The organism is Mycobacterium sp. 852014-52450_SCH5900713 (genome assembly GCF_001667075.1).
In the GTDB taxonomy this organism is placed as follows: Bacteria; Actinomycetota; Actinomycetes; order Mycobacteriales; family Mycobacteriaceae; genus Mycobacterium.
Map to the genome: position 1 here is coordinate 1 of NZ_LZIL01000066.1, position 14,622 is coordinate 14,622.

Genomic DNA, 14,622 nt, shown 5'->3' on the forward strand with positions numbered 1-14,622 from the left:
CGCTGGGGGCGGGGGGGGCGCCCCAAAAACACCCCCGCCCCCCCCGGCCGTCGCCCGCCCCCCTCCCCCATCTTCCCCCCCCTTTTCTCGGGCCCCCCCCCCCCCCCCCCCCCCCCCCCCGATCCCGTTTTCCCGGCGAAGTGGCTAATACCAGTAGCGCCGGCCGGCGACTGGGCGGCCGATGGAGCCCATAATCCACAGGACGGCGCCGATGACGAGCACGACGACGCCGATTTCCCACAGCAACGGGACGCTGAATACAAACCCGAGAATAAGTAGGACTACGCCTAGGACGATCATGAGGACTCCTTTAGATGAGGGGCACTAGGACAGCAGGCATTGAACTGGGCTGCGGAACATGGCAGTCCTTGACTTTCGGGTTGACGCCCCCGTAATTCAAAGCGCCCGCGATGACGGTCAACGCGATGTTTCCCGCCGTGACACAACTGGTTGAGTCACCTTTGAAGTAATCGCGTTGCCATGCCGCAAACACCCCGATGAGCAGCCATACCAGGGCAATGGTGCCGATGATTCCGCTGCCACGCATGGTGACCTCCAATGTGCTCGAGAAAAATTTCTCGTGGACGATAGTTACCCATTCGACTTGTGTCTAAACATTGGCGACGGGTGAATTCGGCAGTGTGCCAGCGAAGCCCGGGGGACTAAGCGCGGTCGGCGAGCCACGCCGCGGCCCGCCTCTTCGACGCCCGCGAAAGCCATGCGTCCTGGATCAGCTCGGTAAGTTCCGTCCTGCCGATTTCGGGCAGCCGGGCGGCCCGCACAAGCACCGACGGATGTCCGGCAAAGTGGTCGGTGGTGAAGAACGGCGAATCGGGATCCTGGGTGAGCGCCAGCTTGTCGCTCTCCGACTCCACCCAGAACATGATCACGTCGGCATAGCGCTCGCCGGTGTCCGGATCGGTCGCGTCGGGCTGCGGCGTGCGAAAGAACACAAACGACTTACCGCCCACCTGATAGATGGCGTTGCCCTTCGGACCCTCGAGGCGCTGGACGTGCGGCATCGACGCGGCGATCTCGTGTACGTCGCTTAGCCGCGCGGGTCGATCGGCCACACCGCGAGGGTAGCGGCGCTGACGCCCTACCCGCTCCGCCGCGCGGACACGTACAGCGTGGGCGGCATCGTGTGTTCCGCGTCCTGCGCAACGTTGCGACCGTAACGAGCCATCAACTCCGAAAACGTCGCCGTGGCGACGTCCCACCCCCGGTCCCGCAGCCAGCCGTCGACGGGGGTGCGCTCTTCGGGATACCAGAGGTCGTCGTAGTCGGTGATCTCGGAGTCGACCAGCTTGGCGGCCGCGGCCCGCATGCGCTGCATGTCCTCGCGCTGGCGCCGGACGAGCTCCGGATCGGTGAAGCCCGCGCCCGGCACGTTCGAAGCCAGCCAGCTGCCGTCCGCGCTGAACGAATGGATGCGCTCGAACAACAGGTCCTGGGCCTGCGCGGGCAGGTAACGGACCAGACCCTCGGCCGACCAGGCTGCGGGCTTGGTCGCGTCAAATCCAGCCTCCTGCAAGGCTTTCGGCCAATCCTGCCGGAGATCGATCGGCACGTTCACCAGTCGTGCCTTCGGCTGGGCGCCGTGCTCGCGCAGCGTGTTGGATTTGAAGTCCAGCACCTTGGGCTGATCCAGCTCGTAGACGACCGTGCCGTCGGGCCATGGCAGGCGCCAGGTGCGCGCGTCCAACCCGGCGGCCAAAATCACCACTTGCCGGACGCCGGAGTCGGCCGCGTTTAGGAAGAACTCGTCGAAAAACGCTGTCCGCGTGGCCATGAAGTCGATCATCAGCTGGATGCGCGTGCCCACCTCGGGCTCCAGCTCCACCGCCTTGGCCAGGAGTGCGGGGTCGGCGTAGATGCTCCACATGCCTTCGCCGGCCGCGTCGACGAACACGCGCGCAAACGGGTCGCTGATGAGCGGGGCGGGGCTCTCGGTCTCGGCGGCCCGCGCCGCCGCGACACCCAGTGCGGTGGCTCCCACGCTTTGGGTGATGTCCCAGGAATCGTTGTCGGTACGCGGCATCGCCAGTCCCCTTCACGCGCGAGTCAGTTAGTTCCGCACACTATTGTTCCAGCCTCCGCCGCCCGGGGCCGCTTCCCGGCGGTGGCCTACGCTTTTTCCCAGACGGCCCACAGGGTTGCAGAGGAGCGCTGGCATGACGGAAGTGGTTGCCCCGATCGGCAAGGGCCGCACGTGGACGCCGTGAACCTGGACGCCGTCGCGGCGTGGATGTCCGAGCAGGGACTCGGCGAAGGCCCGTTAGAGGACGTCTCCCCCGTCACCGGCGGCACCCAGAACGTCATGCTGCGGTTCAGCCGGGCCGGCCGCCCTTATGTGCTGCGGCGCGGGCCGCGGCACCTGCGCCCGCGCAGCAACAGCGTCATCCTGCGGGAAACGAAAGTCCTTGCCGCCCTGGCCGATTCCGACGTACCTCGCCCGCACCTGATTGCCGTCTGCGAAGACCCCGCCGTCCTGGGTGACGCCGTTTTCTACCTGATGGATCCGATCGACGGGTTCAACGCCGGCGAGGGACTGCCGCCGCTGCATGCGGGCGATGCCGGCGTGCGGCACGGCATGGGCCTCTCGATGGCCGATGCGTTGGCCAAGCTCGGCGCCGTCGACCACGTCGCGGCGGGGCTCGCCGACTTCGGCAAGCCGGAAGGCTTCCTCGAACGCCAGGTGCCGCGCTGGCTCTCGGAGCTGGACTCGTACAGCGCCTACGACGGCTACCCGGGACCGGACATCCCGGGCATCGAGGAAGTGTCGGCCTGGCTGGAGCACCGTCGGCCCGCGACGTGGACGCCCGGCATCATGCACGGCGACTACCACGCCGCCAACGTGATGTTCTCCCGGACCGGGCCGGACGTGGTTGCCATCGTCGACTGGGAGATGTGCACGATCGGCGACCCACTGCTGGACCTGGGCTGGCTGCTGGCCACGTGGCGCCAGGCCGACGGTTCCAGCGTGTTCAGCCACGCCCTGGGCGGTCAGGACGGTCTGGCCGGCACCGACGAACTGTTGAAGCGCTATGCGGCCAACACCACCCGCGACTTGTCGCATATCACCTGGTACACGGTGCTGGCCTGCTTCAAGCTGGGCATCGTAATCGAGGGGACGCTTGCCCGCGCCTGCGCGGGCAAGGCCGAAAAGGAGGTCGGCGACCAGCTGCACGCGGCCACGGTGCAACTGTTCGAGCGCGCGCTTGGCCTCATCAAGAACGCGTCCTGATCCACTAACATCTCCCTTCGTGCCGCCTTACCCCGAGGAACCCGACTACTACTCCGATCCCACCCAGGCCGCAGGGTATGGCGGGTATTACGACGAGCCGGCGCCCCAGCCCGAGCCGCCGACTCCGTGGTACCGCCGCCCGGCGGCGCTGGTCGCGGCCGGCGCGGTAGGGGTGATCGTGCTTGCGCTCGTGGCGTACGCGGTGGTCAAGCTGGCGACCGGCTCCCCCACTCACAGCCCGGCAGCGACGACTACGACCACCGCGCCGACCACAACGGTGACCACCACCACGACCACGGAGGCGCCGCGGCACCACGGTGGGGGCGGCGGTGGCGGCGGCGTCCCGACCGAGACCGTCACCGAGACGGCCCCGCCACCGAGCTCCGACACCCCCACCACAACGGAACCGCCGAGCACCGTTACGGTCTCGCCGAGCACCGACACCAGCACCGTCACGCAAACCGTGACCGTGCCGCCCCGTCGCGGACCGTTCGGGGGCCCGTTCGGCGGACGCTAGCGACCAGGGGCCGTCATAGTTTGGCGCTCAACCCGGCGACCATGTTGATGGTGACCGCCAGGATTACCGCGCCAAAAAGGTACGACAGCAGCGCATGGCGTAAAACGGTTGCGCGCAGCCGCGAGGCGTTGATCTCCGTGTCGGAGACCTGAAAGGTCATACCGACGGTGAACGCCACATAGGCGAAGTCCAGGTAACGCGGCGGATGTGGGTCGTGGAAATCGATGCCTCCGACCTCGTCGGAGTAGTAGAGGCGTGCATAGTGCGCGGTGAAAAGCGTATGCACGGCAAACCAGGACGCCACCACGGCCAGAATGCCGACGCCCGCGGCTGCGACGGCTTCGCCGCCCGAATGTGCGCCCGCTGCTACGACGTATCCCACCCCGCCGAGGCTGCCCACGCTCGCTGAGACGATGACCACGTCGGCGAGCAACCGGGTGGCGTCTTCACGTGTCGCATGCCGGGCGGTGCGTTCTGCATCCATCGGGCCGATGATCAGCCAGCTCCACGCGACATACAGCCCCGCGGCGACAACCCAGCCGAGCAGAGCGAACCTCCAACCGACTGACCCGGCGATGACGACTGCCACCGCCGTTCCGGCCATCAAGGCAACGAAGAGCCGCACCGCGACGGTGTCGCGGAGGAAGCGCATATAGGAGGTCACAGGTCGACTTAAGCAGATGCCCCGAATGCGACCGGTCGGAAGAGGTCCCCAGCTAACACGCTGGGCCACGATTTCAACAGCGCGCCCGAAGGGATTCGAACCCCTAACCTTCTGATCCGTAGTCAGATGCTCTATCCGTTGAGCTACGGGCGCCCGTGTTCAGTTGTCTTGCGTCGTGTTCCTTGAAAAGACCCAGCGGAGGCGAGAGGATTTGAACCTCCGGTCCCCTTTGAGGGGGACAACTCATTAGCAGTGAGCCCCATTCGGCCGCTCTGGCACGCCTCCCTTGGACTGTTTGAGGGTACCCGACCCCTTTCCGGTCTCGCGGAACCGGCCATAGCGTACACATCCGCGACATAAACTGTCGAAGTGACCGCTCGCCTGCGTCCCGAACTGGCCGGATTGCCAGTCTATGTGCCCGGCAAGAACGTGCCGGGCTCGATCAAGCTGGCCAGCAACGAGACCGTGTACGGTCCGCTGCCCAGCGTGCGGGCGGCGATCGAGCGCGCCGTCGCCGTCGTGAACCGCTATCCGGACAACGCCAGCGTGGACCTCAAGGCGGCGTTGGCGATGCACCTTGGCTCCAACGTCGCACCGGAGCACATCGCGGTCGGCAGCGGTTCGGTCACCTTGTGCCAGCAGCTCGTGCAGATCACCGCATCCGCCGGCGACGAGGTGATGATGGGCTGGCGCAGCTTCGAGTGCTACCTGCCCATCGTCCAGGTTTCCGGCGCGACCGCGGTCAAAGTGCCGCTGGCCGACCACACGCACGACCTCGACGCCATGCTCGCCGCGATCACCGACCGCACCCGGCTGATCTTCGTCTGCAACCCGAACAATCCGACGTCCACGGTGGTCGATCCGGACGCCCTGGCCCGATTCATCGAGGCCGTGCCGCCGCACATCCTGATCGCCATCGACGAGGCCTACGTCGAATACATCCGCGATGGCATGCTGCCCAACAGCTTGGAGCTCGCGCTATCCCGCAGCAACGTCGTTGTGCTGCGGACCTTTTCAAAGGCGTACGGCCTGGCGGGCTTGCGCGTCGGTTATGCGATCGGCCACCCCGACCTGATCACCGCGCTGGACAAGGTGGTCATGCCGTTCGCCGTGACGAACGTCGCCCAGGCGGCCGCCATCGCGTCGCTGGAGGCATCCCACGAGCTGGCGGCCCGCACCGATGCTCTGGTGGCCGAGCGCACCCGGGTCAGCGCCGGGTTACGCGACGCCGGGTTCGCCCTGCCCCCCTCGCAGGCCAACTTCGTCTGGCTGCCGCTGGGTGCCCGTACGGCGGACTTCACCGAGCAGGCCGCCGACGCGCGGCTGATCGTGCGACCGTTCGCCGGCGAGGGCGTGCGCATCACCATCGGTGCGGTGGAGGAGAATGACGCTCTGTTGCACTTCGCCCGCGAGTGGATTTCCCGCACCGAAACGTAAGGAGTGGTCCGTTGGACTTGGCGCGCAAACTGTTCACCGAGTTCAAGGAACGCGGCGGCGACATTCCCGACAGCGAACTCGACGACTTCTGGGCCAGCCTCGAACCCGCGACGATCGAGGGGATGCTCGGCGAGTGGAAGGGCGGCGAGTTCCGCACCGGCCACAGGATGAACGGTCAGCTGGAGAAGGCGGGCTGGTTCGGCAAGACCTTCCAGTCCGCCCGCGACGTGCAGCCGCTGGTCTGCCTCGACGCCGACGGCAACAAGTTCTCGAACAAGGAGATGGGCAAGGGCGAGGCCAGCCTCTGGCTCGAAGAGTTCCGCGGGGAGGTCACCGCGACGATGGTCTACGACGGCCAGCCCGTGCACGACCATTTCAAGAAGATCGACGACGACGCCGTGATGGGCATCATGAACGGCAAGGGCGTCCGGGACAACGGCCGGTACTACTACTTCTACCTCGAACGGGTCTAGCGGCTAAGCCTTCGGGTGTGCGGCTGGCCGCACATTCGGCGACCCGTGTGCGGCTGGACGCACACTCGCGACCAGTTTGAACTCACGGCTTTGAGTGTGCGTTCACGCCGGGCGCGGCCGCCCTGGCGTCACACTCAACAAAAGGGCGAGCGTCAGCGGGCCAGGTTGCGGCCGGTGAACGCGACCAATTGCTCGAGCGCTCCGGCGTCCTCGGGCACGTCCACCGGATCGTCAAACCCGGCACCGCCCCGCAGCTCCGGCCTGATGACCTTGCGGGCCAGCCCCAACACATACTCGGACAGCGGTTCGGGCGCGTCGATCTCGTGTCCCACGGCGGCGGCGTAATCCCAAGCGTGGACCAGGAATTCGATCGACAGGACGGCGCACGCACTCTTGGCGGGCATCTCGCCCTTGCCGAACGGCACGGACCCGTCCAGGCCGTGGCGGTGCCAGGCGTCCAGCGCGGGCCGAGCGGCGGCGACCACCTGGCGTTCCACCGAATCGCTTTGGTCGCGCTCCGGGATCTCCGCGCCGACCATGCCGCCCAGAGCCGTGATCGAGTTCATCAGGTGATCGGTCAGCTGCGCGACGTCGAACTCCGCACACGGCGTCTGCTGCGACAGGTCGTCGGCCGCGATGGTGTGCAGCACCCGCTGCAATACCCCGAGCGTGTCCTCGGCGCTGTGCAGTTCGTCGGTGGGCGGTGAATGCGGTCCGGGTCGCAAGTCGGGAGCCATATTCGCCACGCTACGGTCTCGATATGGCGCAAGCATACGAATCGGTCACCGTCGAGACGAAAGACCACGTCGCCCAGGTGACGCTGATCGGGCCGGGCAAGGGCAATGCGATGGGACCGGCCTTCTGGTCGGAGATGCCGGAGCTGTTCGCGGCGCTGGACGCCGACCCCGAGGTGCGCGCGATCGTGCTGACCGGGTCGGGCAAGAACTTCAGCTATGGCCTGGACGTGCCCGCGATGGGCGGTTCGTTCACCCCGCTGCTGTCCGGTGACGCGCTGGCCGGCCCGCGCGCGGTGTTCCACCGCGAGGTCAAACGCATGCAGGGCGCCATCACCGCCGTCGCGGACTGCCGGACCCCGACCATCGCCGCGGTGCACGGCTGGTGCATCGGCGGCGGCGTCGACCTCATCTCCGCGGTCGACATCCGCTACGCCAGCGCCGACGCCAAGTTCTCGGTGCGCGAGGTCAAGCTCGCCATCGTCGCCGACGTCGGCAGCCTGGCCCGCCTGCCGTACATCCTGAACGACGGGCACCTGCGCGAACTCGCGCTGACCGGCAAGGACATCGACGCAGCCCGGGCCGAGAAGATCGGCCTGGTCAACAACGTGTACGACGACGCCGACGCCACGCTGGCCGCCGCACACGCCACCGCGGCCGAGATCGCCGCCAACCCGCCGCTGGCCGTGCACGGCATCAAGGACGTCCTCGACCAGCAGCGCATCGCCGCGGTGTCGGAGAGCCTGCGCTACGTCGCCGCCTGGAACGCCGCCTTCCTGCCCTCCAAGGACCTGACCGAGGGCATCGCGGCGACATTCGAGAAGCGCCCGCCGCGGTTCACCGGGGAGTAATCCGGCGCCACGTACCCTCGCTGAGGTGACACCAGACGGCAGAATCCGCGTCCCGGCCGACCTGGACGCCGTGACGACGATCGGCGACGAAGACCACTCGGAAATCGACAGCGCCGCCGTCGAGCGGATCTGGGGGGCGGCCCGGCACTGGTACCAGGGCGGCTTCCACCCCGCCATCCAGCTGTGCATCCGCCGGCACGGGCGCGTCGTGCTCAACCGCGCGATCGGCCACGGGTGGGGCAACGCGCCGAGCGACCCGCCCGACGCCGAGAAGATCGCCGTCACTCCGGACACGCCGTTCTGCGTCTACTCGGCGGCCAAGGGAATGGCGGCGACCGTGGTGCACATGCTCGTCGAGCGTGGCGTCTTCTCACTCGACGACCGCGTCTGCGACTACATCCCCACCTTCACCAGTCACGGCAAGCATCGGATCACCATCCGGCACGTCATGACCCACAGCGCCGGACTTCCCTTCCCGACCGGACCCAAGCCGGACGTCAAACGCGCGGACGACCACGAGTACGCGCAGCAAAAGCTGGGCGAGCTGCGCCCCCTCTACCGGCCGGGGCTGGTGCACATCTACCACGCGCTGACCTGGGGCCCACTCGTGCGCGAGATCGTTTACGCGGCCACCGGCAAGGAGATTCGCGAGATCCTCGCCACGGAGATCCTCGACCCGCTCGGCTTCCGCTGGACCAACTTCGGTGTCGCCGAGGAGGACCTGCCCTTGGTCGCGCCGAGCCACGCGACCGGCCGCCCGTTGCCGCCGGTCGTCGCGCAGATCTTCCGCAAGGCGATCGGCGGGACCGTGCACGAGATGATCCCGATCACCAACACCCCCATGTTTCTCACGACCATCATCCCGTCGTCCAACACGGTGTCGACCGCACACGAGATGTCGCGGTTCGCCGAAATCTGGCGTCGCGGTGGAAATCTCGACGGCGTGCGGGTGATGAGCCCGGAGACGATGTACGGCGCGATCAAGGAATGCCGGCGATTGCGACCGGATTTCGCGGTAGGGCTGCAACCGGCCCGGTGGGGCACCGGCTTCATTCTCGGAACGAACCGGTGGGGGCCGTTCGGGCTCAACTCGCCGCACGCGTTCGGCAATCTCGGCCTGGTCAACATCGCGATCTGGGCCGACCCGGCGCGCGGCCTGGCGGCCGGCGTAGTCAGCAGCGGCAAGCCCGGGCGCGACCCGGAAGCCAAGCGCTACACCGCCCTGATGGACACGATCACCGCCGAGATCCCCACCGGTTGAGGGCGCCCGCCGGTGGGAACACTGCCGCCATGGCTACCTACCGAGTGCTCAACCCGAAGGGCGACGTCGTCGCGACGAAGGACATCGAAAGCGCCGATAAGGCGCACGCGTGGTTCGCCGATGAGGCGGTCGAAGGCAACGAACTGGGCTGGCGCATGGAAGTCGAAGCCGACGGCGAATGGCGCTTCTTCGACGACAGCGAAGGCGATCGCAGCTACTAGCGTTTGCGGCCCGCCTCGTCGAGCACCCAAAGACATGGACTCTGAACGCTTCCGCAAGCTGCTAGAGCCCCCCGCGCCATTCGCGTCGGTCTACTTCGACTACTCGCACGACACCCACGACGCCGAAGCTCAGCTCGACCTCAAATGGCGGGCGCTGAGGGAAGACCCTGGAACGGCAGGGCGCCTCGGCGGCGGTGGCCGAGGGAATCGGCCGTGCCGTACAGCATTTGCGCCCGCCGATCGGCCGCAGTGGGCGCGGCGTGGTGGCGGGCTGAGACCTGCGGTGGCGGAGGGATTTGAACCCCCGGACGGTGTTAGCCGTCTCTCGCTTTCAAGGCGAGTGCATTAGGCCGCTCTGCCACGCCACCACGAGTAAGGGTAGCGGGGGTCGGTAGCGTGGCCACCATGCGCGCCATCGTCGCCGAATCCCCCGATCAGCTGTCCTGGCAAGACGTCCCGGACGTTTCCGCCGGGCCCGGCGAGGTGCTGATCAAGGTCACCGCGGCCGGCGTGAACCGCGCCGACCTGCTGCAGGCCGCCGGCAAATACCCACCGCCGCCGGGCGCCAGCGACATCATCGGCATGGAGGTGTCGGGCGTCGTCGCCGAAACCGGCGAGGACGTCGCGGATTGGCCGGTGGGACAACAGGTTTGCGCGCTGCTGGCCGGCGGCGGATACGCCGAGTACGTCGCCGTTCCCGCCGGTCAGGTGATGCCGATTCCCGCCCGTGTCGACCTCGTCGACGCGGCCGGGCTGCCGGAAGTCGCCTGCACGGTGTGGTCCAACCTGGTGCTGACCGCCCACCTCGGCACGGGGCAGCTACTGCTGGTGCACGGCGGCGCCAGCGGGATCGGCAGCCACGCGATCCAGGTTGCGCGGGCGCTGGGCGCCCGGGTGGCCGTCACGGCCGGGTCGGCGGAGAAGCTGGAATTCTGCCGCGAGCTGGGCGCCGAGATCACCATCAACTACCGCGACGAGGACTTCGTCGAGCGGCTCCAGCAAAGCGGCGGCGCCGACGTGATCCTGGACATCATGGGCGCCGCCTACCTGGACCGCAATGTCGACGCCCTGGCGACGGACGGGCAGCTGGTCATCATCGGCATGCAGGGCGGCATCAAGGGCGAGCTCAACATCGCCAAGCTGCTCGGCAAGCGCGCGCGGGTCATCGGCACCACGCTGCGCGCCCGACCGGTGACCGGCCCGAACAGCAAGACGGAGATCGTGCAGGCGGTGATCGGCTCCGTGTGGCCGATGATCGCCGAGGGGCGCGTCCGGCCGATCATCGGCGCCCGCATGCCCATCCAGCAGGCCGGGGAGGCACATCAACAGCTGACGGCAAGCAAGGTGACCGGGAAGATCGTGCTGACGATCTAGCGGCGACGAAAAGCCTCAGCCCAGCGACGCCAGCGCGCGGACCAACTGGTCCACCTCGGCCGTCGTCGAATAATGCGCCAACCCGATGGTGACGGCGCCGCCGATGTCGTTGACGCCCAACACGTCGAGCGCGCGGGAGTTCTCACACGTGACGGCCAGGATCCCGTTGTCGGCCAGCCGCTGCACCACCCGCTCGGCGGGCACGCCGTTCAGGGCGAAGCTGACCACGGGGATCCGCACCTCCGGGCGGCCGATCACCATGACCAACGGCAACGACCGCAACGACACCATGAGGTAATCGAAGATCCGGTTCATGTAGAGGCTGGCCGATTGCATCGACACCGACAGGCGTTCGCGGCGGCTGCCGCGTGCGGACTCGTCGAGTGCGGCCAGGTACTCGATGCTGGCGACCACACCGGCGAGCAGACCGAACTGGTGCGCGCCGATTTCCAGGCGCGCCGCGCCGGTCGCCTTGGGGTCCGTCGAGATGGAGCTGAACGAATTGAGCAGCGCCGGATCGCGGAACACCACCGCGCCGATCGGTGGGCCGCCCCACGCCAGGGCGTTCACCGCCACCACGTCGGCGTCGCTCTCCTTCACGTCGAGCAACCGGTACGGCGCCGCCGCGGAATGGTCCACCACGACCAGTCCGCCCACGTCGTGCACCAGCTTGGTCATGGCTCGCAGGTCGGTGACCGTGCCCAGCGTCCCGGACGCGGACGCGACGGCCACCAGCCTGGTCGACTTCCCGATCAGACCCTCCCACTGCCAGGTCGGCAGCTCGCCGGTCTCGATGTCGATCTCGGCCCACTTCACCTTGGCGCCGTAGCGGTGCGCCGCCCGCAGCCAGGGGGCGATGTTGGCCTCGTCGTCGAGGCGGCTGACGACCACCTCGTAGCCCAGCCCGGCGCGCGACGAGGACGCCTCGGCCAGCGCCGACAACAGGATGGCGCGGTCGGCCCCGAGCACCACGCCCGCCGGGTCGACGTTGAACAGGTCGGCCACCGCCGCCCGCGCCGCCTCCAGGATGGCGGCGCTGCGCTGCGCCGACGGGTGAGCGCCCGCCGTCGTGGCGCTAGACCTTCGGAAGGCGGTCGAAACGGTGGTCGCGACGGAATCGGGGATGAGCATCCCGGCCGGCGCGTCGAAGTGCACCCACCCGTCACCCAGCGACGGATGCAGTCCGCGCACCCGGGCGACGTCGTATGCCATGCCAGCCACCTTAGAGCTTGCGCATTTCCGCGAAACTGTGACGTAGCGGGTGCCCGAACGCTCAAGCCGTTCCAGCCGGCCGGTGGCTTCGGAGAGGCGGGACACCCGGCCAGCCATACTAGTCCAGTGGGCCTCTGGTTCGGAACGCTGATCGCATTGTTTTTGCTGATAGCGCCCGGGGCGATCATCGCGCGAATCAGTCAGCTGAGTTGGCCTGTCGCTGTCGCGGTGGGCCCGGCGCTGACCTACGGCGCGATCGCGCTGGCGATCATCCCGTTCGGTGCGGTTGGAATCCCGTGGAACGGCTGGACCGCGCTGGCGACGCTGGTCGCGGTGTGTCTGGTGATGACGGTCCTGCAGCTGCTGGTCGGCCGCTACCGCGACACCGAGGCCGAAGCCCGCGGGATCGGCCGCTGGCCGGCGGTGACGGTGGCGGCCGGGGTGCTGCTCGGGTCGCTGCTGATCATGTGGGCGGCGCACCGCGGTTTGGCCGCCCATTGGCAGACCATCCCCAGCACCTGGGACGCGGTCTGGCACGCCAACGAGGTGCGGTTCATCCTCGACACCGGGCAGGCGTCGTCGACGCACATGGGCGAGTTACGCAACGTCGAAACGCACCAGACGCTGTACTACCCGTCGGTGTTCCACGCGTGGGTGGCGGTGTTCTGCCAACTCACCGGGGCGGCGCCCACCACCGGCTACACGCTGAGCTCGGTGGCGGCGTCGGTGTGGCTGTTCCCGACCAGCGCGGCGATGCTGGCCTGGCGGCTGCTGCGCGGCAGCTGGTGTGAATGGCGCACCGCCGCCGCGGCCGCGACCACCGCCGCGCTGTCGGCGTCGTTCACCGCCCTTCCCTACGTCGAGTTCGGCGTCGCCGCGATGCCCAATCTGGCCGCCTACGGGGTCGTGGTACCGACGTTCGTGCTGATCGCCTCGACGCTGCGGCACCGCGACCGCATCCCGGTGGCGGTGCTGGCCTTCGTGGGGGTGATGTCTGTCCACCTGACCGGCGGATTCATCGTCGTGCTGTTCGTGGTGGCCTGGTGGCTGCTGGACGTGCTGTGGCGTCCGGTGCGCGGCCGGGTCGCCGATGTCGTGACGCTCGCGGGCGTGACGGCGGCCACCGGGCTGATCCTGTTGCCACAGTTCATCAGCGTGCGGCAGCAGGAAGACATCATCGCCGGGCACTCGTTCCTGACCCACCTCAGCAAGAAGCGGGGCCTGTTCGACGCCGTCTTCCAGCACTCGCGTCATCTCAACGACTTCCCGTACCAGTACGGGCTCATGTCGCTGGCGATCCTCGGCGGGATCATCTTCGCTTACAAGAGGATCTGGTGGCCGCTGGCGGTCTGGCTGCTGTTGGTGGTGGTGGACGTCGACGCGGGCACACCGCTGGGCGGCCCGCTCGGCGCGGTAGCCGGCGCGTTCGGAGAGTTCTTCTACAAGGACCCGCGTCGGATCTCGGCGGCCATCACTCTGCTGCTGCAACCGATGGCCGGCGTCGCATTGTTCGTGATCGTCGCGGGAGTGGTCGCCGGGGCCAAGCGAGTCGCCGACCGGTCCAAACCGCTACCCGCGCCGGTCTGGACCGCGGCCACGGCCGTCCTGCTGCTGGCGACGACGGTATTCACCGCCCGCCACTATTTCTATCGACACCTGGTCCTGTTCGGCGACAAGTACGACTCGGTGATGATCGACCAACGCGACCTGATGGCGATGGCCTACCTGTCCACGCTTCCGGGCGCGCACACCACCGTGATCGGCAACGCCAACACCGACGGCACCGCGTGGATGTACGCGGTCGCCGACCTGCACCCGCTGTGGACCCACTACGACTACCCCCAGCAAATGGGCCCCGGACCCAACCGATACATCTTCTGGGCCGGCGCCCGCAAGGGAGAGTCCGATCCGCGGGTGGTCGAGGCGATCAAAGCGCTCAATATCCGGTACATCTACACCAGCACACCGACGGTCCGGGGCTTCGCCGTGCCCGACGGACTAGTCTCACTGGATAAATCGAAGTCGTGGGCGCTGATCTACGACAATGGTGGAGCCCGAATCTACGAATGGCGCGGAAACGGCGCGGCGCCGCACTCTTAGTGCGCAAAAGGATGGTGATGGATTGACTACCCGCAACGACGACGATGGCATCGAGATCATCGGCGGCGGCGACCCGCGGATGACGGCGGTATCGGAGGACGACTCCGACGAGCGCTCCCTGACCGATCTGGTTGAGCAGCCCGCCAAGGTGATGCGCATCGGGACGATGATCAAGCAACTGCTCGAGGAGGTGCGCGCCGCGCCGCTCGACGAGGCCAGCCGCAACCGACTGCGCGAGATCCACGCGACGAGCATCCGCGAACTGGAAGAGGGCCTGGCGCCGGAACTCCGCGAAGAGCTCGACCGCCTCACCCTGCCGTTCAACGAGGACGCGGCGCCCTCCGACGCGGAGTTGCGCATCGCCCAGGCCCAGTTGGTCGGCTGGCTGGAAGGGCTGTTCCACGGCATCCAGACGGCCCTGTTCGCCCAGCAGATGGCGGCCCGCGCCCAGCTGGAGAACATGCGCCAGGGCGCGCTGCCCCCCGGCGTCGGCAAGCCGGGCGCGTCCGGGCACGGTCAGTACCTGTAAGC

16 protein-coding genes, 3 tRNA genes and 2 pseudogenes are annotated in these 14,622 nt (G+C 67.9%); 11 read left to right on the forward strand and 10 right to left on the reverse strand.

Going from position 1 to position 14,622, the window contains the following annotated elements; genetic code table 11:
• Positions 1 to 144: 144 nt before the first annotated feature.
• The 4 genes from A5773_RS26345 to A5773_RS19855 form a co-directional block, all read right to left on the reverse strand.
• Complete coding sequence (locus A5773_RS26345) at positions 145 to 300, reverse strand: DUF6131 family protein (RefSeq protein WP_090419013.1); 156 nt, start codon at positions 298 to 300, stop codon at positions 145 to 147.
• Positions 301 to 310: 10 nt separating this feature from the next.
• Positions 311 to 559 carry a hypothetical protein gene (locus A5773_RS19845; RefSeq protein WP_067792263.1) on the reverse strand — a complete coding sequence of 83 codons (249 nt, stop codon included), beginning with the start codon at positions 557 to 559 and terminating at the stop codon, positions 311 to 313.
• Positions 560 to 662: 103 nt separating this feature from the next.
• Entirely contained in the window at positions 663 to 1,073 is a 411-nt protein-coding gene (locus A5773_RS19850) for an MmcQ/YjbR family DNA-binding protein (protein ID WP_066953372.1), read from the reverse strand.
• Positions 1,074 to 1,099: 26 nt separating this feature from the next.
• A complete protein-coding gene (locus A5773_RS19855) occupies positions 1,100 to 2,041 on the reverse strand; it encodes a class I SAM-dependent methyltransferase (RefSeq protein ID WP_066953374.1) in 942 nt (313 codons plus the stop codon).
• A gap of 207 nt (positions 2,042 to 2,248) precedes the next feature.
• Between A5773_RS19855 and A5773_RS19860 the strand changes: the two genes are divergently transcribed.
• Both A5773_RS19860 and A5773_RS19865 read left to right on the forward strand, forming a co-directional pair.
• A complete protein-coding gene (locus tag A5773_RS19860; protein WP_231989182.1) occupies positions 2,249 to 3,247 on the forward strand; it encodes a phosphotransferase family protein in 999 nt (332 codons plus the stop codon).
• 19 nt (positions 3,248 to 3,266) lie between these two features.
• Positions 3,267 to 3,764 carry a hypothetical protein gene (locus tag A5773_RS19865; RefSeq protein ID WP_066953377.1) on the forward strand — a complete coding sequence of 166 codons (498 nt, stop codon included), beginning with the start codon at positions 3,267 to 3,269 and terminating at the stop codon, positions 3,762 to 3,764.
• A gap of 13 nt (positions 3,765 to 3,777) precedes the next feature.
• Here the strand turns inward: A5773_RS19865 and A5773_RS19870 are convergent, their stop codons facing one another.
• From A5773_RS19870 to A5773_RS19880, 3 genes are all read right to left on the reverse strand, one after another.
• On the reverse strand, positions 3,778 to 4,428 hold the full coding sequence (locus A5773_RS19870) for a DUF1345 domain-containing protein (protein ID WP_156664322.1): 651 nt from the start codon (positions 4,426 to 4,428) through the stop codon (positions 3,778 to 3,780).
• Between the two features lie 80 nt (positions 4,429 to 4,508).
• Positions 4,509 to 4,581 (reverse strand) — tRNA-Arg (locus A5773_RS19875).
• A gap of 43 nt (positions 4,582 to 4,624) precedes the next feature.
• Positions 4,625 to 4,713 (reverse strand) — tRNA-Ser (locus tag A5773_RS19880).
• An 84-nt stretch (positions 4,714 to 4,797) separates the two neighbouring features.
• Here A5773_RS19880 and hisC point away from each other — a divergent pair.
• A complete protein-coding gene (gene hisC / locus A5773_RS19885; RefSeq protein ID WP_066953379.1) occupies positions 4,798 to 5,865 on the forward strand; it encodes a histidinol-phosphate transaminase in 1,068 nt (355 codons plus the stop codon).
• Between the two features lie 11 nt (positions 5,866 to 5,876).
• Positions 5,877 to 6,338 carry a DUF4334 domain-containing protein gene (locus A5773_RS19890; RefSeq protein WP_066953381.1) on the forward strand — a complete coding sequence of 154 codons (462 nt, stop codon included), beginning with the start codon at positions 5,877 to 5,879 and terminating at the stop codon, positions 6,336 to 6,338.
• Positions 6,339 to 6,490: 152 nt separating this feature from the next.
• Here the strand turns inward: A5773_RS19890 and A5773_RS19895 are convergent, their stop codons facing one another.
• Entirely contained in the window at positions 6,491 to 7,075 is a 585-nt protein-coding gene (locus tag A5773_RS19895; RefSeq protein ID WP_197505418.1) for a TIGR03086 family metal-binding protein, read from the reverse strand.
• Between the two features lie 23 nt (positions 7,076 to 7,098).
• Here A5773_RS19895 and A5773_RS19900 point away from each other — a divergent pair, with 23 nt between their 5' ends.
• From A5773_RS19900 to A5773_RS26785, 4 genes and pseudogenes are all read left to right on the forward strand, one after another.
• Complete coding sequence (locus A5773_RS19900; RefSeq protein WP_066953386.1) at positions 7,099 to 7,923, forward strand: crotonase/enoyl-CoA hydratase family protein; 825 nt, start codon at positions 7,099 to 7,101, stop codon at positions 7,921 to 7,923.
• A 25-nt stretch (positions 7,924 to 7,948) separates the two neighbouring features.
• A complete protein-coding gene (lipE, locus tag A5773_RS19905) occupies positions 7,949 to 9,184 on the forward strand; it encodes a lipase LipE (RefSeq protein WP_066953388.1) in 1,236 nt (411 codons plus the stop codon).
• A gap of 29 nt (positions 9,185 to 9,213) precedes the next feature.
• The gene (locus tag A5773_RS19910; RefSeq protein WP_055405523.1) at positions 9,214 to 9,405 is read left to right on the forward strand and encodes a hypothetical protein; all 192 of its coding nucleotides are present in this window, start codon (positions 9,214 to 9,216) and stop codon (positions 9,403 to 9,405) included.
• A 34-nt stretch (positions 9,406 to 9,439) separates the two neighbouring features.
• Positions 9,440 to 9,674 (forward strand): annotated as a pseudogene (locus A5773_RS26785) (hypothetical protein); the annotation flags it as partial.
• Positions 9,675 to 9,686: 12 nt separating this feature from the next.
• On the opposite strand, the gene A5773_RS19915 reads toward A5773_RS26785, so the two are convergent.
• Positions 9,687 to 9,773 (reverse strand) — tRNA-Ser (locus A5773_RS19915).
• A gap of 37 nt (positions 9,774 to 9,810) precedes the next feature.
• On the opposite strand from A5773_RS19915, the gene A5773_RS19920 reads away from it, so the two are divergent.
• Positions 9,811 to 10,779, forward strand: coding sequence for an NAD(P)H-quinone oxidoreductase (locus tag A5773_RS19920; RefSeq protein WP_066953602.1), 969 nt, complete (start codon positions 9,811 to 9,813; stop codon positions 10,777 to 10,779).
• Between the two features lie 15 nt (positions 10,780 to 10,794).
• Here A5773_RS19920 and A5773_RS19925 read toward each other — a convergent pair whose 3' ends face one another.
• Positions 10,795 to 11,991 (reverse strand): cysteine desulfurase-like protein, encoded by a 1,197-nt coding sequence (locus tag A5773_RS19925; RefSeq protein ID WP_066953392.1) that lies wholly within the window; start codon positions 11,989 to 11,991, stop codon positions 10,795 to 10,797.
• 126 nt (positions 11,992 to 12,117) lie between these two features.
• Between A5773_RS19925 and A5773_RS19930 the strand changes: the two genes are divergently transcribed.
• Together A5773_RS19930 and A5773_RS19935 are read left to right on the forward strand one after the other, a co-directional pair.
• A complete protein-coding gene (locus A5773_RS19930; RefSeq protein WP_066953394.1) occupies positions 12,118 to 14,091 on the forward strand; it encodes a DUF6541 family protein in 1,974 nt (657 codons plus the stop codon).
• A pseudogene (locus A5773_RS19935) lies at positions 14,091 to 14,620 on the forward strand (bacterial proteasome activator family protein). The gene A5773_RS19930 and the pseudogene A5773_RS19935 overlap by 1 nt, the downstream one beginning before the upstream one ends.
• Positions 14,621 to 14,622 lie beyond the last annotated feature (2 nt).